Source organism: Acinetobacter sp. YH12108, assembly GCF_013419055.1.
Lineage (GTDB): Bacteria > Pseudomonadota > Gammaproteobacteria > Pseudomonadales > Moraxellaceae > Acinetobacter.
The window spans coordinates 47,547-72,394 of the sequence record NZ_VPAW01000013.1 but is presented as its reverse complement, the minus strand read 5'-3'; the positions used below and the strand labels follow the sequence as shown (position 1 = coordinate 72,394).

General features: G+C 42.2%; 19 protein-coding genes and 1 pseudogene. 12 read left to right on the top strand and 8 right to left on the bottom strand.

Translation table 11 applies throughout. The annotated features are described in order from the left end of the window. Nucleotides 1–271: 271 nt before the first annotated feature. Nucleotides 272–1,360, top strand: coding sequence for a putative zinc-binding metallopeptidase (locus tag FTU46_RS10040; RefSeq protein WP_159122920.1), 1,089 nt, complete (start codon nt 272–274; stop codon nt 1,358–1,360). A gap of 73 nt (nt 1,361–1,433) precedes the next feature. On the opposite strand, the gene FTU46_RS10035 is transcribed toward FTU46_RS10040, so the two are convergent. The 3 genes from FTU46_RS10035 to FTU46_RS10025 all read right to left on the bottom strand — a co-directional run bounded on the left by FTU46_RS10035 (nt 1,434) and on the right by FTU46_RS10025 (nt 6,091). Next, entirely contained in the window at nt 1,434–2,930 is a 1,497-nt protein-coding gene (locus FTU46_RS10035; RefSeq protein WP_180104917.1) for a succinate CoA transferase, read from the bottom strand. 125 nt (nt 2,931–3,055) lie between these two features. Beyond that, nucleotides 3,056–4,231: a thiolase family protein gene (locus tag FTU46_RS10030; protein ID WP_180104941.1), complete on the bottom strand. Its 1,176-nt coding sequence runs from the start codon at nt 4,229–4,231 to the stop codon at nt 3,056–3,058. A gap of 78 nt (nt 4,232–4,309) precedes the next feature. Then, nucleotides 4,310–6,091, bottom strand: coding sequence for an acyl-CoA dehydrogenase C-terminal domain-containing protein (locus FTU46_RS10025; RefSeq protein ID WP_180104916.1), 1,782 nt, complete (start codon nt 6,089–6,091; stop codon nt 4,310–4,312). Between the two features lie 563 nt (nt 6,092–6,654). On the opposite strand from FTU46_RS10025, the gene FTU46_RS10020 reads away from it, so the two are divergent. After that, nucleotides 6,655–7,263 carry a TetR/AcrR family transcriptional regulator gene (locus FTU46_RS10020; protein WP_005235816.1) on the top strand — a complete coding sequence of 203 codons (609 nt, stop codon included), beginning with the start codon at nt 6,655–6,657 and terminating at the stop codon, nt 7,261–7,263. A gap of 53 nt (nt 7,264–7,316) precedes the next feature. Here the strand turns inward: FTU46_RS10020 and FTU46_RS10015 are convergent, their stop codons facing one another. The 4 genes from FTU46_RS10015 to cysK form a co-directional block, all read right to left on the bottom strand. Next, a complete protein-coding gene (locus tag FTU46_RS10015; protein WP_034704558.1) occupies nt 7,317–7,514 on the bottom strand; it encodes a heavy-metal-associated domain-containing protein in 198 nt (65 codons plus the stop codon). A 54-nt stretch (nt 7,515–7,568) separates the two neighbouring features. Beyond that, entirely contained in the window at nt 7,569–8,003 is a 435-nt protein-coding gene (cueR, locus tag FTU46_RS10010) for a Cu(I)-responsive transcriptional regulator (protein ID WP_159122916.1), read from the bottom strand. Beyond that, nucleotides 8,003–10,693: a heavy metal translocating P-type ATPase gene (locus tag FTU46_RS10005; RefSeq protein ID WP_180104915.1), complete on the bottom strand. Its 2,691-nt coding sequence runs from the start codon at nt 10,691–10,693 to the stop codon at nt 8,003–8,005. Before FTU46_RS10005 ends, cueR begins: the two co-directional genes overlap by 1 nt. 183 nt (nt 10,694–10,876) lie before the next feature. Further along, nucleotides 10,877–11,875 carry a cysteine synthase A gene (gene cysK, locus FTU46_RS10000; protein ID WP_159122914.1) on the bottom strand — a complete coding sequence of 333 codons (999 nt, stop codon included), beginning with the start codon at nt 11,873–11,875 and terminating at the stop codon, nt 10,877–10,879. Between the two features lie 291 nt (nt 11,876–12,166). Between cysK and FTU46_RS09995 the strand changes: the two genes are divergently transcribed. The 5 genes from FTU46_RS09995 (at nt 12,167) to FTU46_RS09975 (ending at nt 17,221) form a co-directional block, all read left to right on the top strand. Further along, on the top strand, nt 12,167–12,487 hold the full coding sequence (locus tag FTU46_RS09995) for a metalloregulator ArsR/SmtB family transcription factor (protein WP_179992606.1): 321 nt from the start codon (nt 12,167–12,169) through the stop codon (nt 12,485–12,487). Between the two features lie 206 nt (nt 12,488–12,693). Beyond that, the gene (locus FTU46_RS09990; RefSeq protein WP_175967711.1) at nt 12,694–14,442 is read left to right on the top strand and encodes a SulP family inorganic anion transporter; all 1,749 of its coding nucleotides are present in this window, start codon (nt 12,694–12,696) and stop codon (nt 14,440–14,442) included. A gap of 313 nt (nt 14,443–14,755) precedes the next feature. Continuing rightward, nucleotides 14,756–15,952 (top strand): serine/threonine transporter SstT, encoded by a 1,197-nt coding sequence (gene sstT, locus FTU46_RS09985; RefSeq protein WP_004785593.1) that lies wholly within the window; start codon nt 14,756–14,758, stop codon nt 15,950–15,952. 42 nt (nt 15,953–15,994) lie between these two features. Beyond that, nucleotides 15,995–16,669, top strand: coding sequence for a YoaK family protein (locus FTU46_RS09980; protein WP_104426089.1), 675 nt, complete (start codon nt 15,995–15,997; stop codon nt 16,667–16,669). Nucleotides 16,670–16,684: 15 nt separating this feature from the next. Next, entirely contained in the window at nt 16,685–17,221 is a 537-nt protein-coding gene (locus tag FTU46_RS09975) for a DUF2058 domain-containing protein (RefSeq protein WP_104426088.1), read from the top strand. 195 nt (nt 17,222–17,416) lie between these two features. On the opposite strand, the pseudogene FTU46_RS16845 reads toward FTU46_RS09975, so the two are convergent. Continuing rightward, nucleotides 17,417–17,745 (bottom strand): annotated as a pseudogene (locus tag FTU46_RS16845) (hypothetical protein). Between the two features lie 407 nt (nt 17,746–18,152). On the opposite strand from FTU46_RS16845, the gene FTU46_RS09970 reads away from it, so the two are divergent. The 5 genes from FTU46_RS09970 (at nt 18,153) to FTU46_RS09950 (ending at nt 24,802) form a co-directional block, all read left to right on the top strand. Beyond that, nucleotides 18,153–19,412: a mechanosensitive ion channel family protein gene (locus FTU46_RS09970; protein ID WP_180017393.1), complete on the top strand. Its 1,260-nt coding sequence runs from the start codon at nt 18,153–18,155 to the stop codon at nt 19,410–19,412. A gap of 245 nt (nt 19,413–19,657) precedes the next feature. Beyond that, the gene (locus FTU46_RS09965; RefSeq protein WP_180017395.1) at nt 19,658–21,514 is read left to right on the top strand and encodes an ABC transporter ATP-binding protein; all 1,857 of its coding nucleotides are present in this window, start codon (nt 19,658–19,660) and stop codon (nt 21,512–21,514) included. Between the two features lie 374 nt (nt 21,515–21,888). After that, nucleotides 21,889–22,917 (top strand): AraC family transcriptional regulator, encoded by a 1,029-nt coding sequence (locus tag FTU46_RS09960; protein WP_104426084.1) that lies wholly within the window; start codon nt 21,889–21,891, stop codon nt 22,915–22,917. A gap of 82 nt (nt 22,918–22,999) precedes the next feature. After that, nucleotides 23,000–23,374, top strand: coding sequence for a glycine cleavage system protein GcvH (gcvH, locus tag FTU46_RS09955; RefSeq protein WP_104426083.1), 375 nt, complete (start codon nt 23,000–23,002; stop codon nt 23,372–23,374). Between the two features lie 252 nt (nt 23,375–23,626). Continuing rightward, nucleotides 23,627–24,802 (top strand): MFS transporter, encoded by a 1,176-nt coding sequence (locus FTU46_RS09950; RefSeq protein ID WP_180104914.1) that lies wholly within the window; start codon nt 23,627–23,629, stop codon nt 24,800–24,802. Nucleotides 24,803–24,848: the final 46 nt, after the last annotated feature.

Genomic DNA, 24,848 nt, shown 5'->3' with positions numbered 1-24,848 from the left:
AATTGATACTCTCGTTTTTATTTAAGAAAAAAATACATAAGTCAGTTCATCGGTTTTTTTATTTCTGTCAGCTTTTCGTCTATAAACAGTCACTAAACCATAATTTAATGAATAATCGATCACATGCATTTTACAATTAATCAACATAGTGTTTTTTAAGAAATTTTTATGATGAATTTTTAAACAGGATAAAATTCCGCAATGCAATCTGAATATAAATTATAGAGTTTCAGTAATTCATTGTAATTCATTCATTTTGCAGGGAGTATCGATGAAGTATTTTGAATGCCCAGTTTGCGAACAGCAGATCTTTTTCGCCAAATTCGTATGTGATCACTGCCTTTCTCCTATCGGCTATATCGCATCCGAAAAAGAAATGACGACATTTAAAAAGCTGAATGCTCAGGAGTGGGTTCCCGTTGCCGAGAAGTATCAATATTCCCGTTATAAACCTTGTTATAACTATACCCATCATCAGGTATGTAACTGGATGATCCCCGTAGATGACGAGGAAGATTTTTGCGAATCCTGCCAGCTGACTCATGTAATTCCAAATCTGGAAAATGCCGAAAACATGATTTACTGGTATCGGCTTGAGGAAGCCAAACGCCGGTTTCTATATCTGACCCAACGTATGAACATTATGCCTCGTCCAAAACATTCGGATGATGATCCATTAGGTTTGCGTTTTGATTTTCTTCTTCCTGAAAAAGACAAGCCAGTACTTACCGGCCATGCCAATGGGGTGATTACCTTAAATGCCTTCGAGGCCGATGTGGTTTATCGGGAAACAACCCGGGTCAATATGGGTGAAAATTACAGGACATTATTAGGGCATTTTCGTCATGAAAGTGGGCATTTTTATTTTAATGTCATCCAGCATCTACATCCGGAATTACTCGATGAACTTCGCCATTATTTTGGAGATGAGCGGCAAAATTATAGTGAAGCACTAGAGAGGCACTATAATCAAGGTGCGCCTATCAACTGGCATGAAAAATATATTAGTCCCTATGCCACTGCACACCCGTGGGAAGATTGGGCTGAAACCTGGTCACATTATCTGCATATCATGGAAACACTGGAAACTGCATTTTATGCCGGTCTACGCGTGGAAGGTAATGGCCGAAATCTAGCCAGTATGGACTTTAAAGAATGCCCGATTGGTGGACAGGATTTTGAACATATCCTGGAAAACTGGGTCACCCTGACTTTTAATTTGAATGCCTTAAACCGCAGTATGGGTCTGGAAGATGCTTACCCCTTTAAGCTGACTGAAGCTGTGAAAGATAAACTGCGTTTCATTCATCGGCATATCTTGGATAAAGTCTTTAATAACCCACGTCTGATTCAGAACTAAAATATTTATCTAGTACAATAAATAAAGCCCGTGATTCACAGGCTTTATTTTGGGCTTATTTTAAGAAAGAGAACTAAGCAATTTTCATTGAACCGGTTTCTTCAAACTGGGCATGCCAGGACAAAGCTTCATTTAACAAATGCGGTGTTTGCCCACCATGCGCACAGGCGCGCTCAAAGTAATCATTCAGACTTTTACGATAATCGGGATGAGCACAAATATCGATAATCTTGCGGGCACGTTCACGTGGTGCCAATCCGCGCAGATCGGCCAAACCTTGCTCTGTTACCAGAATATCCACGTCATGGTCAGTATGATCCGTATGGCTCACCAGTGGAACCACAGACGAAATCGCACCACCTTTGGCATAGGATTTAGTCACAAAAATCGCAATATGTGCATGACGGGTAAAATCACCTGAGCCGCCAATACCATTCATCATCTTGGTGCCAGCGACATGGGTTGAATTCACATTCCCGTAAATATCAAACTCCAGTGCGGTATTGATTGCAATTATACCCAGACGGCGAATCAGCTCAGGGTTGTTGGAAAGTTCTTGCGGGCGTAAGACAATTTTATCTTTGTACTGATCAAAATTCTTCATCACCCGTGCCGCACATTCATCGCTCAGGGTCATGGAACAACCAGAAGCAAAGGTCATTTTTCCTGAATCGATAAGCTGGAAAGTACAGTCTTGCAGGACTTCAGAATACATTTCCAGATGGTTGAAATTAGAATGTTCAAAACCTGCAAATACGGCATTTGCCACGGAACCTACTCCGGACTGCAGCGGCCCCAGATTTTCAGGTAATCGCCCTGCTGCAACCTCTTGTTCAAAGAAGTTAATCAGGTGACTGGCTATTGCCAGCGTTTCTTCATCTGGCTCGTCCATTTTAAAAGAAGTATCAGGAATCTCATTAATGACAATCGCAGCAATTTTTTCAGGTGCAACATGGATTCCGATCGTACCTATCTTGTCACTGGCTTGCGTCAAAGGAATCGGACCACGATTTGGACGGGCTTTAGGCAAATAGATATCGTGCACGCCTTCCAGAACCGGACTAATGGTGGTATCAATTTCAACAATGACCCGATCTGCCATTTCGATGAAATTCGCCGAGTTTCCACAAGAACCTGTGGGAATAATCTGACCATCTTCAGTAATGGCAGTGGCAGCAATAATCGCGACATTAATCGCCGGTAGGTTTTTATGACGGATATTGTCTGCCAGTTCAGAAAGATGCTGATCGATATACATCACTTCACCATTATTGATGGCCTGACGTAAAGAAGGATCAGCCTGATAAGGATAACGGCGGGTTATAACGTTAGCTTCATTCAGTTTCCCATCAATCCGGTTCCCCAGACTTGCACCTGTCGCCAAGGTAATATGGATCGGATGCTGCCGGGCATATTCAGCCAATGCCAAAGGCACAGTTTTCGCTTCACCGGCGCCGCCAAAACCGCTCAAACCAATTACATCACCATCTTGAATCAATTGTAGTGCTTTTTCTACAGGAACTACTTTATCTTGTAATGCGAGCAAACGAATACGCTCTAAACCGTTCATAAAAATTCTCAAAAATTAAAAATAAAGAGACACCTGCTCCTGGCGTACCAGAAGCATTGTGGTCTAATTCAAAAAATATTTAAGTTTGCTACTTTGAGCATATGATCATGCAATTATGAAAAGACTTAAATTAGTTCTACTGCAATCGCTGTTGCTTCCCCACCGCCAATACATAGTGCTGCAATGCCTTTCTTGCCACCAGTACGCTTTAAGGCATGAATCAGGGTCACAATGATACGGGAACCTGAAGAGCCCAGTGGATGACCTAAAGCACAGGCACCACCATTAACGTTCACTTTTGCTGGATCAAGTTTAAAAGCATCTATTGCTAACATGGTTACCATGGCAAAAGCTTCATTAATTTCCCAAAGGTCTACGTCCTGAGCATCCCAACCCGTTTTTTGCAAGACTTTTTCAATCGCGCCCACTGGTGCAATGGTGAATTCTGATGGATGCTGCGAATGGCTGGCATAGGCCACAATATTAGCCAGCGGCTTTAAGTTGCGCTGCGCGGCAATTTCACTCGAGGTAATCACCAGTGCCGAAGCACCATCAGAAATGGAGCTGGCATTTGCCGCAGTAATTGTTCCATCCTTTTTGAAAGCTGGACGTAAGGTTGGAATTTTGTCAGCCTTGGCATTTAAAGGCTGTTCATCCTGTTCTACCACGACATCGCCTTTACGGCTACTGACAGTGACCGGTACGATTTCATCTTTAAAGAAACCTTGCTGCACCGCTGTCACGGCTTTATTTAATGAGCCAATCGCATAGGCATCCTGCTGCTCACGGGTATAGCCTTTTTTGTCCGCCATTTCCTGCGCCAAGATGCCCATAGATAGACCTGTTTCCGCATCTTCCAGACCTTCCTGGAACATATGGTCAATGACTTTGCCATGCCCCATACGGAATCCGGCCCGTGCCTTGTCCATTAAATAGGGTGCGTTTGACATCGATTCCATACCACCTGCAACCACAATCTCTGCTGAACCGGCCTTGATTGCGTCTGCTGCTTGCATCACCGCCTTCATGCCTGAACCACAAATTTTATTAATCGTGGTCGCCCCGGTGGAATCCGGTAGACCCGCCTGACGCATGGCCTGACGTGCCGGACCCTGTTTTAAGCCGGCTGGCAATACACAGCCCATGATCACTTCATCAATATCATTGGCTGCCAGACCTGCACGCGCTACCGCTTCCTTGATCGCTACAGCACCCAAATCTGGTGCCGTACAGCTTGAAAGTGAGCCTTGAAAACCGCCCATTGCGGTACGTACAGCTTCTACAATTACAATCATTCTAATCTCATCCTTTAACATCATTGTTATCAACACTGTAAAGTGATAGCTCTACAGTGTTCGTCCTTCGCAATATTTGCGGGTTTAGGCTTGTGCAGTGAAATATTCTTCTGGCAATTGCATCACCAGCTCTGCACCTGCCTGAATGCGTTGAATTCTCGCACTTAAATCCGGAAGTACTTTAGCAATATAGTAATTAGCCAGTACCAGTTTATTCTGGAAATAGCTTTCTTCTTTGGTAGCCGCCGCTTTACTGATACGCGCATACATATAGACGAAGCTCAACAAACCTACGGCGTGCAGATAATCAACAGCAATGGAGTTGGCGAAATCAGGATTCTGCTGAGACTGCTCAACAATAAAATTGGTAATATCTTCCAGTTGCTGACAGGTATCTAAGGTTGCCTTTTTAATCGTTAAGGCATCATCTAGACTTTGGGCAAATTCACGGATTTCTGCAATATACTCTGCAATATATGCACCTTTACATTTCGTAGTTTTACGGCCAATCAGGTCAATTGCCTGCACCCCATTGGTCCCCTCATAGATCTGTGAAATGCGCAGGTCACGGATACATTGTTCCATGCCCCATTCACGGATATAGCCATGACCACCGAAGCACATTTGTGCTTCAAGTGCAGCATCCAGTGCTTTATCGGTGAGGTAAGCTTTGGCAATAGGCGTTAATAAAGCCACACGATCAGTTGCTTTACGTACCGCCTCAGGGTCGGTGGAGTATTTGGTAATATCCAGCTGCTGGCCGACATAGACTGCGAAAGCACGAGAAGCTTCATTATTGGCACGCACATTCAGCAACATACGGCGTACATCACCATGTACCAGAATTGAATCGGCTGGTTTTTCTGGTGATTTAGCACCGGTTGATGCACGGCCCTGTAAACGGTCGGTCGCATATTGTGCGGCATTCTGATAAGCAAATTCTGCCGCGCCAATGCCTTGAATCCCCATCGACAAACGTTCGTAGTTCATCATCACGAACATGCCCGCCAGACCTTCATTTTCATTACCCACCATATAGCCTTTGGCACCATCAAAGTTCATGACACAGGTTGCCGAGCCTTTAATACCCATCTTATGTTCGATCGAACCGGCAGCGACCGCATTGCGCTCACCGAGTGAACCATCGGCATTAACCAGGAATTTAGGGACAATAAACAGAGAAATACCGCGTGAACCTGCTGGCGCGTTTGGGGTTTTGGCCAGTACCAGGTGAATGATATTTTCACTCAGATCATGCTCACCGCTGGTAATGAAGATTTTGGTCCCGGTAATGTTGTATGAACCGTCTTGATTTGGTTCAGCCTTGGTTTTGATAATGCCCAGATCTGTCCCTGAATGCGGCTCAGTTAAACACATCGTGCCTGACCATTCACCCGTATAGAATTTTGGCAGATAGGTTTGTTTCTGTTCCTGCGAAGCACGGTCATTGATCGCCATGCCAGCTCCCACGGTTAACAGCGGGTAAAGCATGAAAGAGGGATTGGTACTCCAGATCATTTCGTCTGCAAGTACAGTCAGCATTTTTGGCATGCCCTGACCGCCCCATTCTTCAGGCGCGCCCAGCCCCACCCAGCCACCTTCGGCAAACTGTTTGAAAGCTTCTTTAAAGCCTGCAGGTGTTTTGACTTCACCATTACTAAACTGAGCACCACCTTCTTCATCTGCAGGGCGGTTCAGATCAAGAATCACATTCTTGGAAAACTTGGCCATCTCCTCCAGAATTGCATTTGCAGTTGCCATATCTAAATGTGCAAGATTTTCATTATCTTGCCAAAATTGTTCGGCCTGAAACACATCATTTAAAATAAATTCCATGTCTTTTAGCGGCGCATTATAAATAGGCATTTTCATATTCCTTCACTGGTGATACTCAATTCTGTTACTGAGTATTTTTTCATTATGGATTCGAGAAAATATTTTGAGGATTTTTGCTCGAATCCATGCATGTCATTCAAAAATCATCATATCGAATTAATCTGGCGATGAATTCATTGACATAAATTAGCGATATAAAATTTAAAATCAAAAACTTTATACCTCTGGTATTTACTGAATCCTTAAAACTTAAATCCATTGATGAATGAAAAATTTAAGCTGTTAAAATGACTCTGGCTTCACTTCGCTAAACCTTGTCTGGTCTGGGTTTAAAACGAAAATATGATTCAGCTTTATGCCCTAAAACCATAAATCAAATATATTGAAAATGGAATTTTATTTAGCAAAGTTGATCTCAAGGGTTCAATTTTCTTGACAATATTTTTAGCGCAGCTGTATATGACTTTTTTCTACAAGAAATGTTGAATAAATATACAAATTTAGATAAATATCACGACCTTAGTTTTATAGCTATACCTGTGAAAATAGCATATTCTTAGTAGGTTCCTTTTCTAAAATGATGAGTCAAGAAGATGACGACTGTAAGACAGCAGAACTTCCTTCTTCGTAAAGAGAAGATCCTGAGCATGGCAGAAAGTCTACTGCTTGATAATAATCAGGACATCACCTTGAGTGAACTTGCTGAAGAACTGGACATCGCCAAAGGAACCATCTACAAGCATTTTAAAAGCAAGAACCAGTTATATTTAGAACTCATCATTCTGAATGAAAAAAGAATTCTGGCAATTTCCGATAAATATAATAACGATATTAAAAATTATGTTTCGCAATATATGCTTTATCACATGCTCAATTCAAACCGGACTATTTTGCTGCATGTTATTGAAGAGCGTTTAACCAATAATGAAAAAAACCTGAAAGAGTTATTTCAGGAACTCTACCGTATTCGTGAAGAACGGATTATCCGCATTAAAGATATGACCCATGATTATCTGGTGTCTTTAGACAGTGCCATGTCAATCCGGGATTATTTATCTTATATCTGGACAGTCACTTATGGCGCTTCACTATTATTAAATTCGACCAGTTATCAAAAAGCGATTGGTTCGCGTGAACGCCTGATTAAGCTATATATTAATCAGGCATTAATGACGCCAGATAAAATATCGGCAGTTTCATAAAAAATGCCTAATCATGATTAGGCATTTTAGAATTATTTTTTAAATGGCAAATATCAAGCCATAGTTTCAGGCGGAAAGCCATCTTCAGTTAATGCCGCGATAATCTCAGATTCGCTTGCACTCGATTCAACTTCCACCATTTTGCTGACCACATCAACATCTACTTTAGCATTTTCATCCAGCTCCTGAATGGTTGCCGTCACACTACGTGCACAACCACCACAAGTCATATTTTCAATACGGAATTTCATCTTGATCTCCCTTTGATCAGTTTAAATTTGGGTTAAGCGAATTTTAATTCAAGGCTATTGATCTGCTTTGATAGCCGTATGTGCAGTTTTCCCATGTGACACACCCTGCTCAATCTGTTTCAGAATCTGACAGTCAGATTGCTCATCTCCAGCACACTGTGCAACCGATTGCTGCAAAATTTTCATCATATTTTGCATGTCCGCAATTTTCTGTTGCAGTAACTCGATATGCTTTTGCGCCAACTGTTTGACATCACTGCTGTGTCTGGCATCGTTCAGCCACAGGCCGAGCAATTCTTTCATCTGTTCAGAAGAAAAACCCAGTTCACGCGCATGCTGAATAAAACTTAAAGTCTTGATGTCATCGTCACTATAGATACGATAACCCGAATCGCTACGTTTAGGATTGGGTAATAAACCGATATCTTCATAATAACGGATCATTTTGGCCGAGATCCCGGAGCGTTTCGCGGCCTGTCCAATATTCATTACACTGCCTCCTTCAACTGGATCGGCTGATAAGTCTTTAAACGAAGCGCATTGCTGACCACAAAAACTGAGGATAATGCCATCGCGCCTGCTGCAAACATCGGTGATAACAAAATACCGAAGAATGGATACAACAGACCGGCAGCAATCGGAATCAAGGCAATATTATAGACAAAGGCCCAGAACAGGTTCTGTTTGATATTGCGCATGGTCGCCTGACTCAGGCCAATACCGGTTGCCACATGCTGTAAATTTCCAGACATCAGCACCACGTCTGCTGCTTCGATTGCGACATCCGTACCAGTTCCTATTGCCATTCCAACATCGGCCTGAGCCAAAGCAGGTGCATCATTAATCCCGTCACCGACAAAAGTGACGATGCCATGTTGCTGTTGGAGTTGGCGTACCGCATCGACTTTTTCATTAGGCAGAACTTCAGCAATGACATGATCAATCTTCAACTGTCCGGCAATGGCCTGTGCAGTATGCTGGTTATCACCGGTGATCATGGCAATCTTTAAGCCTTGATCATGTAAGGCCTGAATCGCACTATAGGTTGTGGCTTTAATCGGATCAGCCACAGCAATAATGGCAGCCAACTGCTGATCTATCGCGACATATAAAGGCGTGCGTCCCTGCTCGCCTAACTGTTGTGCTTTCTCTTTAAAAATATCGACACTTAAGCCCAATTGCTGCATCAGGCGTTCTGCGCCAATATGAATTTGCTGACCTGAAACTTGAGCTTTCACGCCTGCACCAGTGATTGAATCAAAATCACTGACTTCAGGTAGTTGCAACTGTTGTGCTTTCGCAGCTTCCACAATCGCATGAGCAATGGGATGTTCGGATTTGGCTTCCACTGCTGCGACCATTTGCAATACTGTTTGCTGCTCAAAACCAGATGTCACTGCAAAATCGGTCAGGGCTGGTTTTCCTTCAGTTAAGGTTCCGGTTTTATCTACCGCCACAACTCTGGTTTGCTGCATGAGTTGCAATGCTTCGCCTTTACGGAACAAGACACCCAGCTCTGCCGCCCGGCCGGTGCCGACCATGATAGATGTTGGCGTAGCCAAGCCCATTGCACAAGGACAGGCAATAATCAGTACAGCAACAGCATTGACCAGTGCATAAGTCAGATTCGGTTCAGGACCCAACAGGAACCAGACAATAAAAGTCAAAGTCGCGAGCAGCATCACAGCCGGTACAAACCATAAGGTCACTTTATCGACTGCCGCCTGAATGGGAAGTTTTGCGCCTTGTGCCTGTTCCACCATATGAATAATCTGAGCTAGAACTGAATCTTGTCCGACTGCTGTCGCCTTGATCTGCAAGGTGCCATTCTGATTTACCGTTCCGCCAATCACCCGATCTCCAGCCTGTTTAGCCACGGCTAAAGGTTCACCGCTGATCATCGCTTCATCGATATAACTTTGACCAGAAACGACTTCACCATCAACTGCGACTTTCTCACCCGGACGAATCTCGATCAGCATGCCCTGCTGTACATCAGCAATTTTCAGATCAACCCAGGTTCCATTTTGCTGTACTCGAGCAGTTTTTGGCTGCAAGCCAACCAGATATTGAATCGCTTCAGAGGTTTTACCTTTGGCTCGAGCTTCCAGATAACGTCCCAGTAAGATCAAGGCAACAATCACAGCCGCCGCTTCGAAATACACATGTACAGTGCTTTGCGGCAATAATTGCGGAAAGAAAGTGGAAATACAGGAAAATCCATAAGCGGCTATTGTTCCCACGGCAACCAGAGAATTCATATCGGGTGCCAGTCGCAACAATGCCGGAATCCCATGCTGATAAAACCGCCGTCCTGGAATCAGCAAAACCAGAGTCGTCAGTACAAACTGGATATACCAGCTGTTTTGGGTACCTAGCGTATGTGCAATCCAGTGATGAAAAGCCGGAATCAGGTGTGAACCCATTTCCAGAATAAACACCGGAACAGCCAGAATTAGTGCTAACCATAAGTCACGTTTTAGCTGTTCAGTTTCAGCGGTTTTCTTTTCCTGAAATGCCGTCTGGGCATCGGTAGCCTGTGTATCTAATTTTTCATGGGCGTTATACCCCGCTTTTTCGACGGCAGCAATTAAAGCTGGAAGCTGACTACGCGGCGCCTTGACCCAAGCTGTTTCAGTGGCGAGATTGACTTGTGCTTCACTTACCTGATCGACTTTTAATAAAGCCTTTTCTACACGTGCCACACAGGAGGCACAGGTCATTCCTTCAATAGCCAGTTCAATTCGGTCGGTTTGAATATCAAAGCCAGCTTTTTGTACAGCCTTAACAAGTTGAGAAACAGCGAGAGGATGAATTGCAGTGACATGAGCTTTTTCGGTTGCCAGATTAACCTGCGCATCCAGTACCTGATCGACTTTTTTCAAGGCTTTTTCAACACGAGCTACACAAGAGGCACAGGTCATGCCTTCAATATTTAAATCAAACTGCTGGATCACGGCTTCAAAACCGGTTTTATTGATAGCATTGACGAGTTGCGATGCAGGAATAGGTTGTTCACTTTTTAAAAAAGCCTGTTCAGTGGAGAGATTGACGTTCGCTTCCACCACACCTTCAATTTTCTTTAAGGCTTTTTCCACACGTGCGACACAAGAGGCACAGGTCATTCCTGAAATCTGTACCTGCTGTTCGTACAACTGTGTGGTTGCTGGTGTATTCATTCTGCTCTCCCCCATTTACCCATTCACTGCCTATGCTATAGCTTAAACATTACCATAATGGGAAGGTCAAGCTTCTGCTTTAAATTCTTGATCTTTCATTATATGAAGGCATAAAGTCCAATAAAAAAACCCGAAGATGGCTTCAGGCTTTTTGAGATTTAAAGAAATTGCTTGGTTAATAGTTTACTCAGCCGAAATATCTTCAAAAAGAATTGAAGATAAATAGCGTTCACCACCATCTGGCAGAATCACTACGATATTTTTGCCTGCATTTTCAGGACGTGCAGCCAATTGCGCAGCTGCAGCCATTGCAGCACCACTTGAAATACCGACCAAGATACCTTCTTGAGTTGCAGTTTTACGTGCCCATTCCACTGCATCGCTACTGGTAATGGCAATCACTTCATCGACCAGATCCAGATCTAGGTTCTTTGGAATAAAGTTTGCGCCAATACCCTGAATTTTGTGTGGTCCTGGAGTGAGCGTCTCGCCACGTTTTGCCTGACCAATAATGGCAGATTCAGCCGGCTCTACAGCAACTGAATAAATCGGCTTGTTTTTCACTTTTTCAAAAAAGCGTGAAATACCGGTAATCGTACCGCCTGTACCTACACCCGCTACCAGAATATCGACATTACCTGCAGTCGCTTCCCAGATTTCAGGACCGGTCGTCTCTTCATGGATTTTTGGGTTAGCTGGATTTTCAAACTGTTGTGGCAGGTAATACAGTTCAGGATTTTCATTCACCAGACGTTGTGCTTCTTCCACCGCGCCTTTCATGCCTTTGGCTGGATCTGTCAGTACTAAATTAGCACCTAATGCTTTCACCACTTTACGGCGTTCAATACTCATGCTGGATGGCATGGTTAAGGTAATATCATAGCCTTTAGCCGCTGCTACAAATGCCAGCGCAATACCGGTATTACCACTGGTTGGCTCAACAATGTGCATGCCCGGCTTCAATTTACCTGACTTTTCTGCATCAGCAATCAAGGCTGCGCCAATACGGCATTTCACCGAAAATGCCGGGTTACGGCTTTCAATTTTCGCAAGTACAGTCGCTCCGCCTGAAATGGCACGATTGATACGAACCAGAGGGGTATTACCAATTGCCTCTGCATTATTGCTATAAACCGCGATACCTAAATTGGCAGGTGTTGGAAAAGCTGAATCTGTAGTCATTAGAATATCCTTGATGTTATTCGCCAAGATGTATTTACATGATACAAGCATTTTCCGGCTTTGTAGATGCCTGAAACAAGATGGAATCACGATAGCAGTTTGAAATGAAACATCTTCTTTCTAAAAAACCGGAACACGATAAAATTATCTTATATTTTAATTAGTAAATTATAACTATTCTTGATAACACAATTCATTAAAAACCATAGTAATTCACGCTTTCTATCCATCAATTCATGCTGTTCGAGTCGTATAATTCGCGGGCTGTAATTGTATAAATGGACATAGTAAATGAAAACCGATCTTGAAATTGCCGCGATGCGGGATTCAGCTCAACAGGTTGTCGGTATTTTAAAGTTAATGGCCAATACGGACCGACTGCTCATTTTATGTCATCTCTCCCAAAATGAACTGAATGTCTCTCAAATTGAAGAGATTACCGAGATCAGACAGCCAACCCTGTCTCAGCAGCTCATGATTTTGCGTAAAAGCGATGCGGTAAATACCCGTCGAGACGGTAAACAGATCTATTATTCGATCAAAGACCAGAACCTGGTAGAAATGTTAAAAAAGCTTTATCAAATCTACTGTGTAAATCAAGCAGTCGCTTAAAGCTGCAATTTACCTCATTCGTCCTGTTTTATTTTAAAGCGATCTGCCTGATTTAAATTTTCTCTACTGAGAGTTTTAAGTCTTTTGCCTTGATCCTTTGTCCCTTCATTCATTTTTTAAAATGTGAATGATCACCTATTTATATCCTAAGACTTCTTAGCAGAATTTGTGCATAATATATCTATATTTGTGATTTAGACCTGTATATGCCAAATTTTAAGTCTAGACTGCTCAATAGACTCCCTGCCTGGTCATGGTTAAGTCAGTACAGTCCGGTGAAATTGAAATCGGATGTACTGGCTGCCCTGATTGTTGTTGCGATGCTGGTACCTCAAGGGATGGCCTATGCCATGCTGGCAGGTTTGCCACCGATTATGGGACTCTATGCCAGTATTCTTCCAATGATCATTTATGCCTTATTGGGTGGCAGTACAACTTTATCAATTGGTCCAGTGGCCATCATTTCCATGATGACCTTTGCCACACTGAATCCATTATTTGAAGTGGGTTCTCCAGTCTATATTGAAGCGGCAACTTTATTGGCATTGATGGTCGGCATTATTTCCCTGCTTTTAGGTGTATTCCGTTTCGGCTTTTTAATTCAGCTGATCAGCCATCCGGTCATTCAGAGTTTTATTATTGCTTCGGCTCTATTGATTGCTTTTGGTCAGTTCAAGTTTCTGGTGGATTTACCTTTAAAAGCCAATAATATTCCCGAGCTGGTGAAAAGCCTGATTGAATATTTACCACTTTTGCATCTCCCGAGTCTGATCTTTGGCCTGCTTTCTATCGGTTTACTGGTTTATCTGCCGAAACTATTAAAATCTCAAGCAGTACAAAGCCGGATCGGTTCGACTGATTTTCTGGTTCGAGCAGTTCCACTGATTCTGGTTTTTCTCGGTATTGCAGCCGTTCTGTTTTTAGACTTAAAAGTTCAAGGCATTAAAACGGTCGGTGAAATTCCTTCAGGCTTTCCGCCTTTGTCTTTCCCACACTGGAACTGGGAACTGGTGATGACCTTATTACCGGGTGCCAGCATGATTGCCATGATCAGTTTTGTGGAATCTCTCTCTATTGCTCAGGCAACGGCGCTACAGCAGCGTAGCAATTTGAACAGTAATCAGGAACTGATTGCGCTCGGTGTAGCCAATATCAGTGCCGGAATCAGTTCCGCCTTTCCTGTAACCGGTAGTCTGTCACGTACTGTGGTGAATGCTGACGCTGGCGCCAAAACACCTTTGGCTGGCGTATTGTCTTCTTTATTGATTGTCGTGGTTAGTCTGTTTTTTACCAGCTTCTTTGAGGATCTGCCGCTGACCATTCTGGCTGCAACCATTATTGTGTCTATCTGGAAACTGGTCAATTTCCAGCCTTTCGTCGATGCCTGGCGTTATTCCAAAGCTGATGGCATTGCCATGTGGATTACTTTTTTTGGTGTGGTATTACTGGATATCACCACTGGCCTGATCGTCGGGATTATTTCGACCTTTATTCTTATGCTATGGCGCATCAGCCGTCCTCATATTGCTGTTGTGGGTCTGGTCGAAGGCACCCAGCATTTCCGGAATATCCAGCGTCATCAGGTGATGACTTCTGATCGGGTACTATCTCTGCGTATTGATGAAAACCTGAGTTTTTTAAATGCGCATACCTTAAAAGGTTATCTGATTAATCAGTTAAGTTTAAATGACAAGTTAGAGCATGTGATTTTGAACTGCTCCAGTATCAGTGCGATTGACTTGAGTGCCTTGGAAACGCTGGAAGAGCTCAATGCTGAATTGTCTAAACTGAATATTCGCCTGCACTTTGCAGAAGTGAAAGGCCCGGTATTCGACCGCTTGCAGGCCTCCAAACTCATGACACATTTGAGTGGACGGATTTATCTAACCCATTTTCAGGCAATTCAGGATCTGGCTCCGGAAATTTTCGAAAAGCCTCAGCATTATATGATTTAAGATTTTTCAATTCTTTGCATGATAGACATGCTGTCATGCAAAGAATTCAACTGAAATATAACTGGAAATGATTGATTTAAATTCTATATTCATCTAAAAAATAAAGATTAAAAACCGATCAGTAAATCTGGCCAATTCTAAGAATTTTGTATGGAAATAATACGATCAAGATAAAAAACCATCTTAATTATTTATTAATTTTCAGTCACTTAAATATTATCTAAAAATATATTTTAAGCGATCCTTAATTTAAGTATAAAATAACGCAAATTTTTTTCGCATTTAGCCCTCGTAATTTTCACAAGGCAACCTTATGTTTTCTGCCCTATCGCGTCTGAGTTTAGTCTCCCGAATCATCATCGCCATTATTCTAGGCGTTGGTGTGGCTCTGTTATTTCCTGAAGCTGCACCTTCCTTAAGCCTGTTGGGTGATCTGTTTATTAAGGCACTAAAATCCGTCGCGCCAGTTCTGGTTTTCATTCTGGTTCTTGCATCAATTGCAAATTTCCAGGTTGGCCAGACCAATTCAACGATAAGACCTATTATGCTGATGTATGCTGTCGGCATGTTCCTGGCAGCATTAAGCGCTGTGATCGCCAGTATTTTATTTCCAAGCACATTGTTCCTGGATATTGCAGCGCAAGGTGATTTACAGCCGCCAGGCAGCCTAGGTGAAATTCTCAAAAATCTGGTGCTGAGCTTTGTAGCGAACCCGGTGGTTGCCATTGCTGAAGCGAATTTTATTGGAATTCTGGCATGGTCAATTGCGTTAGGAATTGCCTTCCGTCATGCATCACACACAACTAAAACCTGTTTAAATGACGCTGCCAATGCAATCAATTATGTAATTCGTCTGGTGATCAGCTTTGCGCCAGTGGGTATTTTTGGTCTGGTTGCCGTGACTTTTGCTGAAGCGGGCCTAGATACCTTGACCAGCTATGCGCATTTATTAGCTGTTCTGCTGGGTACCATGGTATTTGTAGCCTTGGTGATTAACCCGTTAATGGTGGGTTTCATTACCCGTCGTAATCCGTATCCACTGGTCTTTACCTGCTTACGTGAAAGTGGCATTACCGCGTTCTTTACCCGCAGTTCTGCTGCCAATATTCCGGTAAACCTGGACTTGGCAAAACGCTTAGGTGTGAAAGAGACTACTTCAAGCGTAGCAATTCCTTTAGGTGCAGCAATTAACATGGCCGGTGCATCAGTGACGATTACCGTGTTGTCTTTAGCTGCAGTAAATACTTTAGGTGTTAATGTTGACTTCACCACTATGCTAATTCTTTCTATCGTAGCGACTGTGTCTGCGTGTGGTGCTTCAGGTGTGGCTGGTGGTTCACTATTGCTAATTCCCGTGGCTTGTGGCCTGTTCGGGATTTCTTCAGATATCGCAATGCAAGTGGTGGCAATTGGTATGGTGATCAGTGTATTGCAGGACTCTACCGAGACTGCACTCAACTCATCTACCGATGTTTTATTTACAACAGCAGTAGACCGCGCTACAGATTGATTTTATATTGAAGAATCAAGATGTTTTTCTAATGATATTGCCATGCCATTACAGCGTTTACCATCGTGGGTTCAATTGGGTGCATTCTTCCTTGCGGTAAATGCCGGAATGATTAATGTATTAGGACTGGTGACCGTGTTGCATCAGTCCGTTTCACATATGACCGGTAACGTCAGTATGCTGGCGATGGCGCTGCTGGACTGGCAACCACGCCAGATTTTGTATCTGATTCTGGTTACGCTCTGTTATGTGATTGGCTCGATGTATAGCGGGCTGATTTTAGGAAATAGTCACTTTCGCTTGGGACGCCTGTATGGTTATCCTTTAAGCCTGGTGGCTTTTTTTATATTCATTTGCTGGCTGTTATTGCCCTATTTCCCGCGTTATGCCTTGTTATGGGCCTGTGTCGCGATGGGTGTACAAAATGCCATGGTCAGCCACTATAAAGGTGCGATTATCCGGACCACCCATTTGTCTGGTGTACTGACCGATTTAGGTCTGGCTATGGGCTATCGCCTGCGTGGTCTGGTAGTAGAATCTCGTAAAGTGATCCTGCATATGCTGATTCTGGCCGGCTTTTTGGTGGGTGGCATACTTGCCAGCTGGATTTATCCTTATTTAAAATTAAATGCATTCCTGGTCCCTACAGTGTTAAGCCTGCTGCTTAGCCTGACCTATTGGGTGATCTATTTACGTTATCGACATCAACACGACTAATTTCTGGAAATTCTCATGGTTAAAAATGCATTACAGGCACAATTGTTAAAGGCAGGCCTGGTCGATAATAAAAAAGCCAAAAAACTGTCTAAACAGGCTGTACATGAAAAACGCACAGGTGACAGTAAAGAAGCCGAAATCAAGGCCAAGATTGAGCAGGACAAACAGGAAAAGCTGGCTAAAGACCAAGCCATTGAACAGGCGAAAAAAGCCCAGTTGCAGGAAAAAGAACTCAAAGCTGCCATCATGCAGATGATTAATCAGCATAAAATCCGCGATACGGATGGCGAAATTAGTTATCAGTTTATTGATGACAGCAAGATCAAGAAAGTTTATATTAACCAGCAGATTTATAATGCACTGGTCGCTGGCAGTCTGGTGATTGCACGTGAAAATGAGAGTTATGCCTTCCTGCCTAAAGCTCTGGCAGATCGTATCAATTCAAAAATGGAAGGCTTTATCATCGTGAATAATTCAGAGAAAAATGAAGAAACTACTGATGAAGAAGATCCATATGCAGCTTATGTGATTCCTGATGATTTAATGTGGTAAGCACATTTTCCTTAAAAGGAAAGCATAAATAAAAAACCGGCATATTTGCCGGTTTTTTTAATCTGTTTCATTAAGTCTATGTCAGCTTGCCTTTTGCATATTCTTGTTTTAATAGATAGCAAATTTCACTCAATTCAAATCCTATTTGGAAACTTAAGATTTCATATAACAGGCTTTAAATGAAAGCGCTAATAACTAAAATTTAGTCTGTAAATATGCAATAAATCCCTCAATTTTCTTAATCACGTATAAGCAGATATGCAAAGGACTCACGTTATTTTGCTGAGCTTTTTCTACCCTATACTTTGCTCTTTCTAAGAGTGCTATTACATAATGTATAGAGCTTTTAAGAATTTTTTTCGGATCTTTCTTTGAATACAAGTAACAATCAATTTTTTCAAAAGATTCATCATTAACCACTATCTCTAATATAGTGTTATTAATTTCATGGCTTATTGATTGCTCAATATGTTCCAGTTCATAGGAATGTAAGCTTGTGCTATAACTATTTGAAGATTTTTCATTTTTAATGATTAAGATTATATGATTTTAATCCTAGCACTATCCCCTAAAAAAAGTAAGTATATAAAATGTAAAATAAACATTAAGTTATGTTGAACTAACATAATAAACGCTATACCAAATTCTTTAATTCACTCTGACCTTTTTTAATTTTTTAAAGTTTAAAAAGAAGCATAGGAATACCAAGTTAGGCTGTTCTATCGATTTTTCACATTTCCTAGCCATTAACCAATCAATTTTCATTGATCTATTTAATCTGAATTAACCTGAAGGAAAAAATAAATGCCTGAATAGTGATTAAGTTCGCCTCCTCTAAGAAAGATATGTTTTAAAAGGTTATCCAAGATTAAAAAATTGCGTTTAAACCTATAAACTCTAACAAATTTTTTGAGTTAAAGAGAAAGATCAGTTGGAACAGTTTAATTTTATTCAGAATATTCGAGATTGGGCCGATCAGTACCCATGGCTGGAAATGTTATCTTCACTGAGTATTGTGATTTTACTGGCCATCCTTGCCAATGTGTTTGCCAAACAGATTGTCGTACGCGGTATTCGTCAACTGATTTCCAAAATGCCCTTTGCCAATAATCAGATTTTTGCTGAACATAGTGTGATTCGCCGGATTTCCAATATTGTTCCGGCAATCGTGATCATGAACGGGATTACCACTGTCCCGCATTTATCCGATAAGGTGCAAACCTTTGTGCAAATGGGTGCTCAGGCGTTTATTTTCCTGACCATTGCTCTGGCACTCGGTGAGTTACTGAATATCTTTAACCTGATTTATCAGCGTAATCCCAAGTCACGCAACAAGCCGATTAAAGGTTATTTACAGCTGGTCAAGCTGATCATCTTCATTGTTTGTGGCTTGATGATTTTAGGCACTTTCTTGAAAAAAGATGTATTCACCTTGCTCGCTGGCTTTGGTGCGATGGCCGCTGTCCTGATGCTGGTCTTTCAAAATACGATTCTGTCACTGGTCGCTTCGGTTCAGATTTCATCTTATGACATGGTACGTATTGGTGACTGGATTGAAATGCCGACCCTAAATGCCGATGGTGATGTCATTGATATGTCATTACATACAGTGACTGTGCAGAACTTTGACAAGACTGTGACCACGATTCCGACCAATAAACTGGTGACTGATACCTTTAAAAACTGGCGCGGCATGCAGGAAGCGGGTGCCCGCCGGATCAAACGTTCAATTCATATTGATCAAACCAGCGTACATTTCATGACGGCTGAAGAACAGAACAAGCTGAAAAATTTTATCCTGCTGGATCAATATCTGAATACCAAATCAGAAGAACTAGAGAAGTTTAACCAGCAGCTCCAGCATCATTCACAATACAACCAGCGCCGTCTGACCAATTTAGGCACGTTCCGCGCTTATCTGGAATTTTATCTACAACAGCATCCCGGTATTGCCAAAAATTTCTCGTTAATGGTGCGTCAGTTACAACCGACCAGCGAAGGCTTACCACTGGAAATTTATGCTTTCACCAATACGACGGTTTGGGCAGAGTATGAAAATATCCAGTCAGATATCATGGACCATATTCTGGCGATTATTCCGGAATTTGGCTTGAAGGTGTATCAGGCGCCTTCTGGAAGTGATTTTAAGGAATCTTTTAACGCGAGTTCTTCATCTCCGATTATCACTTAAACTAACCTCTCAACTTAAGCCCGAAATAATCTCTTATTTCGGGCTTTTTATTCAGTATTTAAAATGAATTCAATCTCTTATTTTTGGTCTTCATATTATTTGGCATAAATCTGGCATGAGTTTTTGCTCTGCAACCTAAAGTTTGATTTAGTTAAACATTTGTGGCAATTTCACTCAAATTCAGACTTCAAAAAGCAGAATCCTTTATAATCCTCGCAAAGAAAATACATGATAAGAGTACGTTAATGTTTCGATGGCTTGAACGGCTGGTAGACCCCTATCCCACCAAAAACCTGAATCAACCTTTACCCACCAGGTTTTTCCCCTTTGTCTGGCAAGCAGCTTATGGGGTACGCCGTTATTTGCTGATTCTAGTATTGTGTACCGCAGGTGCAGCCAGTTTTGAGGCCTTACTGTATTCAAAAATTGGTGATCTGGTGAACTGGTTGAGTCAAAGTCAGCCAGAGACTTTTTTAGATCAACATGCCAGCAACCTGACCTTATTGAGTATTATCTTGCTGGCCAATATCCTGTTTGCCAGTGCCCAGTCCCTGATCAAGCATCAGATTTTATACAGTAATTTCCCGATGCGTCTGCGTTGGCGCTTCCATAATTTATTGCTCAAACAGAGTTTGGACTTCTTCCATAATGATTTTGCCGGACGTTTATCGGCCAAAGTCATGCAAACGGCGCTGGCGATCCGGGAATTCTGGGTCATTTTGGGCGATATGTTGGCTTATGTGCTGATTTATTTCGTCACAATTAATATTGTTTTGGGTGCCATTTCACCCTTACTTATCTTGCCGCTTATGGTCTGGCTATTCTTGTTTATTTGTGCCGCCTGCTATTTCATTCCAAGATTAAGCAAGATTTCATCCTTACAAGCGGATGCGCGTGCAGTCATGACCGGACGTGTGACTGATGCCTATACCAATATTCAGACCGTAAAATTGTTTGCGCATGCGGGTCGTGAAAGCCAGTATGCCAAATCCTCTATGCAGGAATTTATGGTTACGGTGTATAAGCAAATGCGTCTGGGCGCTCAATACGAAATCAGCATTCTGATGCTGAGTGTTGTGCTATATGCAGGTGTGCTGGGTACTGCAATCTGGCTCTGGATGCAAGGTCAAGCGCAGCTCGGGATTATTGCAGCCACTACAGCGATGGTATTAAAGCTGAATAGTATTGCTGAGTTTATGATGTGGCAGACCTCTGCCCTGTTTGAAAATGTCGGTACCATTCAGGACGGGATGAAAACTCTAGGTCGTCGGATCAATATTCAAGACAAAGAAGATGCGAAAGAACTGGAGCTAAAACACGGTGAGATTAAATTCGATAATGTCACTTTTGCCTATAATGAAAAACCGGTCATTGACCAGTTTAATCTGACCATTCGCCCAGGTGAAAAAATCGGGATCGTGGGGCGTTCTGGAGCTGGTAAATCGACCCTGATTCAATTGCTATTGCATTTCTATCATCTGAATCAGGGCCGTATTCTGATTGATGATCAGGATATTGCCGATGTCACTCAGGACAGTTTGCGTAAAAATATTGCGCTGGTCACTCAGGATACGTCTTTGCTGCATCGTACCGTAGCTGAAAATATCAAATACGGTCGTCCGGATGCAACTGATGAAGAGATGTTTGAAGCTGTACGCAAGGCCAAAGCAGAAGAATTTATTCCGAATCTGACTGATTTGCGTGGCCGTAGAGGCTATGACGCCTATGTAGGTGAACGTGGCGTGAAGCTTTCTGGTGGACAGCGCCAACGTATTGCCATTTCCCGGGTATTCTTGAAAGATGCGCCGATTCTGATTCTGGATGAAGCCACCAGTGCTCTGGATTCTGAGGTTGAAGCGGCTATTCAGAATAGTCTGGATGATTTGATGCAAGGTAAAACGGTTATTGCCATTGCGCATCGTCTTTCTACCATTGCGCAGATGGATCGTCTGATTGTGATGGATCAAGGTAAAATTGCCGAGCAAGGTACGCATGATGAACTGGTGGCCTTAAACGGAATCTATGCGCAGCTATGGCAGCGTCAAACCGGCGGGTTCTTGGTACAGCAACATACCAAAACTGATAACTTACACGAAGCATAATCGCTCTATTCAGTAGTAGCTAAGCTCTACAACAGAAACCGAAGCATTCTATTTGAGTCACTTGAATAGCCATGCTTCGGTTTGCTTTTATGGGAATATCAACTATTCCACAAGCATTTTTAAATTCCAGATTATTCAAAAAACAGCCCTATTCTGAATTAATAGAAATCTGTAGGCTTAAAATTAAATCCCTAAAATATCTCTGGTTTACATTGATTTCCAACTTTAAGTTGAGCTACTCTGCTTTAAGTTGATTAAAATCTTATTGTGGAAATTGCCACAGCTTTGTCCAACAATTTTTATCAAGAAAATGGCTTTTTCATGCCAATATGAAGTGAAAATAAAAAAATTTGAATGAGTGCAACGGATCGCGCATGAAAACAATAGCTCCACGCCAAGACCAAGGTATTCCAGGTGTATACGGTCTCTTGCTTCTCGATGTCATTTCCCGCTGGGGGTATAATAATGAGTCGCTTTTTAAGCCTTTTGGCCTGACCAGTGAACAGTTGGCAGATCCTGATTACCGTATTCCGACCCCTGTGGCCAATGAACTGGTCAAGCATGCCTTGAAGCTCACTGGTGAACCGACATTGGGTTATCACTTAGGTACCCAGATGCGGATTTCAATTCATGGCTTTATCGGTTATGCCATCATGACGGCGAATAATATTACCGAAGCCCTGGTGCTGGCGAACCGATTCATTCAGTTACGTTTACCCTTCTTGCAGTTATTTTTCTCGACCTTTGGCGCTAAGGCAACCGTACAGCTGCAAACTGATATCCAGCTTGAACCGCTTCGTACCGAAATTTCGATTGCCCTGATGATTGGCCTGATCAGTATGGCAAAAGCCATTACCGGGGTTAACGATGCAACCGGTGAAATCGACTTCGATTTCAAAAAGCCGGAAGGTTTTGAACGCTTCATGGCGAAATTTCCTACGCATCAATTCCGTTTTGAACAGCCGCATTTAATTTTAAGTTTTGATAAAAGCTACCTGATGAACAAGTTGGTACATGCTGATCCAATTGCCAGCCAGATTGCGATTAACCAGTGTGAAGCCGAATTATCTGCTTTAGGTGAACGGCACCGGATTGCCATGCGGGTACGGGATATCCTGACTCATTCCGAACAGCATTATCTGAGTATTGAAAGCGTAGCTGAACGCCTGCATATGTCAGATCGAACCTTAAAGCGTCAGTTGGCCGCTGAAGGTACTTCTTTCTCTACGCTGGTGGATGAAGTGCGCTACCGGCATGCTACTTCCTTATTATCCCGTACAGACTTTACTCTGGAGCAGATCGCTGATGAACTTGGCTATAGTGATGTGGCGAATTTTAGTCGGGCGTTTAAGCGCTGGAGTGGTCGTAGCCCGAGCAACTGGCGTAAAGATCCTTATTTATAAGCACGGATAAACCTTTTGTTTTGACCAAAAAGAATGTATAAAACATATCAAAAATGATCTTAAGATTTTTAGGGAGTTATCAATGAATCATCCTTCAGAATTAAAGTACGCAAGTACACATGAATGGGTACGCATTGAGGGTGATCTTGTTGTGACCGGTATTTCCGACCATGCACAGGATGCATTAGGTGATCTGGTTTATGTAGAAGCACCAGATCTTGACTCACATATTACTGCGGGTGAACAGGCTGGCGTGGTTGAATCAGTAAAAACCGCTTCTGATATTCATGCACCTGTCTCTGGTACAGTGGTTGAAATCAATGCTGCGCTTGAAGATGATCCTGACTTCATTAATGATGACCCGTATGGCAAAGGCTGGATCTATAAAATCAAACCGGACAATATGGCAGATGTAGAAAAGCTATTGTCTAATACAGAATATGAAGCTGGCCTATAAGCTACTTTGATTTAGTATGGAAAAATAAGAATCAGCCTGCGGGCTGATTTTTTTACGCATTGAAAACTTCGTATTTAAAGCTCTCCATCAAATACAATGTATTTATATCGGAATTTTATTGTATTTTTCACACATTTTTCTTAAAGTCTTTGCTGTGCCTGCTATTGCTCGCATCAGATAGCTCAGGCTGCTTTATAAAAATAATATTCATGTTCACCGCAGCATTTCCCTATAGATCAATTTAGGAAAATTATGAAATCCAATCTATTGCCTTTATGGACCAAGCCTTTTGTGCTGTGTCTGGCCAATAACCTGTTTTTATTTATTTTCTATTTTGCACAAACCACGATTTTACCGATTTATATCCTGAAAGAATTAGGTGAAAACTTAGCCCAAGCTGGTCTGGCCATGACCTTGTTCATGATTTCAGCGATTGCTGTACGACCATTTAGCGGCCTGATTATTGAGAAATTGGGTATCCGTAAAACCTTGATTGTTTCTGGAATCTTTTTCAGTCTATTTTCCCTAGCCTACTTGCTTGCCGATCAGCTGACGACCTTATTTATCATCCGTTTTTTGCATGGGATCTGGTTTAGTATTTTGACTACCGTCTGTGTTCCTGTGGTGAATCAGTTTATTCCAGAGCAGCGTAAAGGCGAAGGCATGGGCTATTACGTTATGTCAGTCAATCTGGGTATTGTTCTAGGACCATTGATTGGCTTAAGTCTGATTGAATACTGGTCTTATTTTCAGATCACAACATTGCTGATTGCATTAGTTTTTATCGGATTTGCTTTCTGCTTAATGATTCCGGTCAAGGAGACTGAGAACATCATTCAAACTATTCCTGATAAAAAAGGACTGGTGTTTTCTGATGTTGTAGAAAAGAAAGCGCTGCCTGTTGCTGTTCTGGCTGCTCTGATTTCCTTCTCTTACGCCAGCATCATGTCTTTTATTGCGCCTTTTGCTGCCAGTAAAAATCTGATGGCTTATGCCAGTTTATTCTTTGTTGTATTTGCCATTTCCATGATGAGTTTGCGTCCAATTACCGGAAAAATTTATGATCGTAAAGGCCCACAATATGTAATTTATCCTGCGCTCTTAGTATTTAGTTTAGGACTTTTTTTACTCAGTCAGATTCAGACTTTATGGGGATTCTTACTGGCTGCGGTATTGATTGGTGTCGGTTTTGGCAGCGCACAACCTTGCATTCAAACACTGGCCATTCAACGTGCACCGAAACACCGGATTGGTTATGCTACTTCGACCTTTTATACCTTCTATGATGTAGGAATTGCGGTCGGTTCGCTACTGATTGGGGCGCTTATTGCGACTTATAGTTATCAGTTCGCCTTTATTCTCTGTAGTTTACTCACCTTATGCAGTATTGTTTACTTTAAACTGGTCGTTCAAGTTAAGACTGCCTAATACAAGTTAATATCTAAATATAATAAAAAAACAGGCAGATGAACTG

Coding starts and splice junctions, on each gene's coding strand:
- FTU46_RS09975 (WP_104426088.1), top strand. CDS start 16,685: ATGGTTAAAAATGCATTACAGGCACAATTGTTAAAGGCAGGCCTGGTC.
- FTU46_RS10020 (WP_005235816.1), top strand. CDS start 6,655: ATGACGACTGTAAGACAGCAGAACTTCCTTCTTCGTAAAGAGAAGATC.
- cysK (WP_159122914.1), bottom strand. CDS start 11,875: ATGACTACAGATTCAGCTTTTCCAACACCTGCCAATTTAGGTATCGCG.
- gcvH (WP_104426083.1), top strand. CDS start 23,000: ATGAATCATCCTTCAGAATTAAAGTACGCAAGTACACATGAATGGGTA.
- FTU46_RS10040 (WP_159122920.1), top strand. CDS start 272: ATGAAGTATTTTGAATGCCCAGTTTGCGAACAGCAGATCTTTTTCGCC.
- FTU46_RS09995 (WP_179992606.1), top strand. CDS start 12,167: ATGAAAACCGATCTTGAAATTGCCGCGATGCGGGATTCAGCTCAACAG.
- sstT (WP_004785593.1), top strand. CDS start 14,756: ATGTTTTCTGCCCTATCGCGTCTGAGTTTAGTCTCCCGAATCATCATC.
- FTU46_RS09950 (WP_180104914.1), top strand. CDS start 23,627: ATGAAATCCAATCTATTGCCTTTATGGACCAAGCCTTTTGTGCTGTGT.
- FTU46_RS10015 (WP_034704558.1), bottom strand. CDS start 7,514: ATGAAATTCCGTATTGAAAATATGACTTGTGGTGGTTGTGCACGTAGT.
- FTU46_RS09990 (WP_175967711.1), top strand. CDS start 12,694: ATGCCAAATTTTAAGTCTAGACTGCTCAATAGACTCCCTGCCTGGTCA.
- cueR (WP_159122916.1), bottom strand. CDS start 8,003: ATGAATATTGGACAGGCCGCGAAACGCTCCGGGATCTCGGCCAAAATG.
- FTU46_RS10035 (WP_180104917.1), bottom strand. CDS start 2,930: ATGAACGGTTTAGAGCGTATTCGTTTGCTCGCATTACAAGATAAAGTA.
- FTU46_RS10025 (WP_180104916.1), bottom strand. CDS start 6,091: ATGCCTATTTATAATGCGCCGCTAAAAGACATGGAATTTATTTTAAAT.
- FTU46_RS10005 (WP_180104915.1), bottom strand. CDS start 10,693: ATGAATACACCAGCAACCACACAGTTGTACGAACAGCAGGTACAGATT.
- FTU46_RS09980 (WP_104426089.1), top strand. CDS start 15,995: ATGCCATTACAGCGTTTACCATCGTGGGTTCAATTGGGTGCATTCTTC.
- FTU46_RS09965 (WP_180017395.1), top strand. CDS start 19,658: ATGTTTCGATGGCTTGAACGGCTGGTAGACCCCTATCCCACCAAAAAC.
- FTU46_RS09960 (WP_104426084.1), top strand. CDS start 21,889: ATGAAAACAATAGCTCCACGCCAAGACCAAGGTATTCCAGGTGTATAC.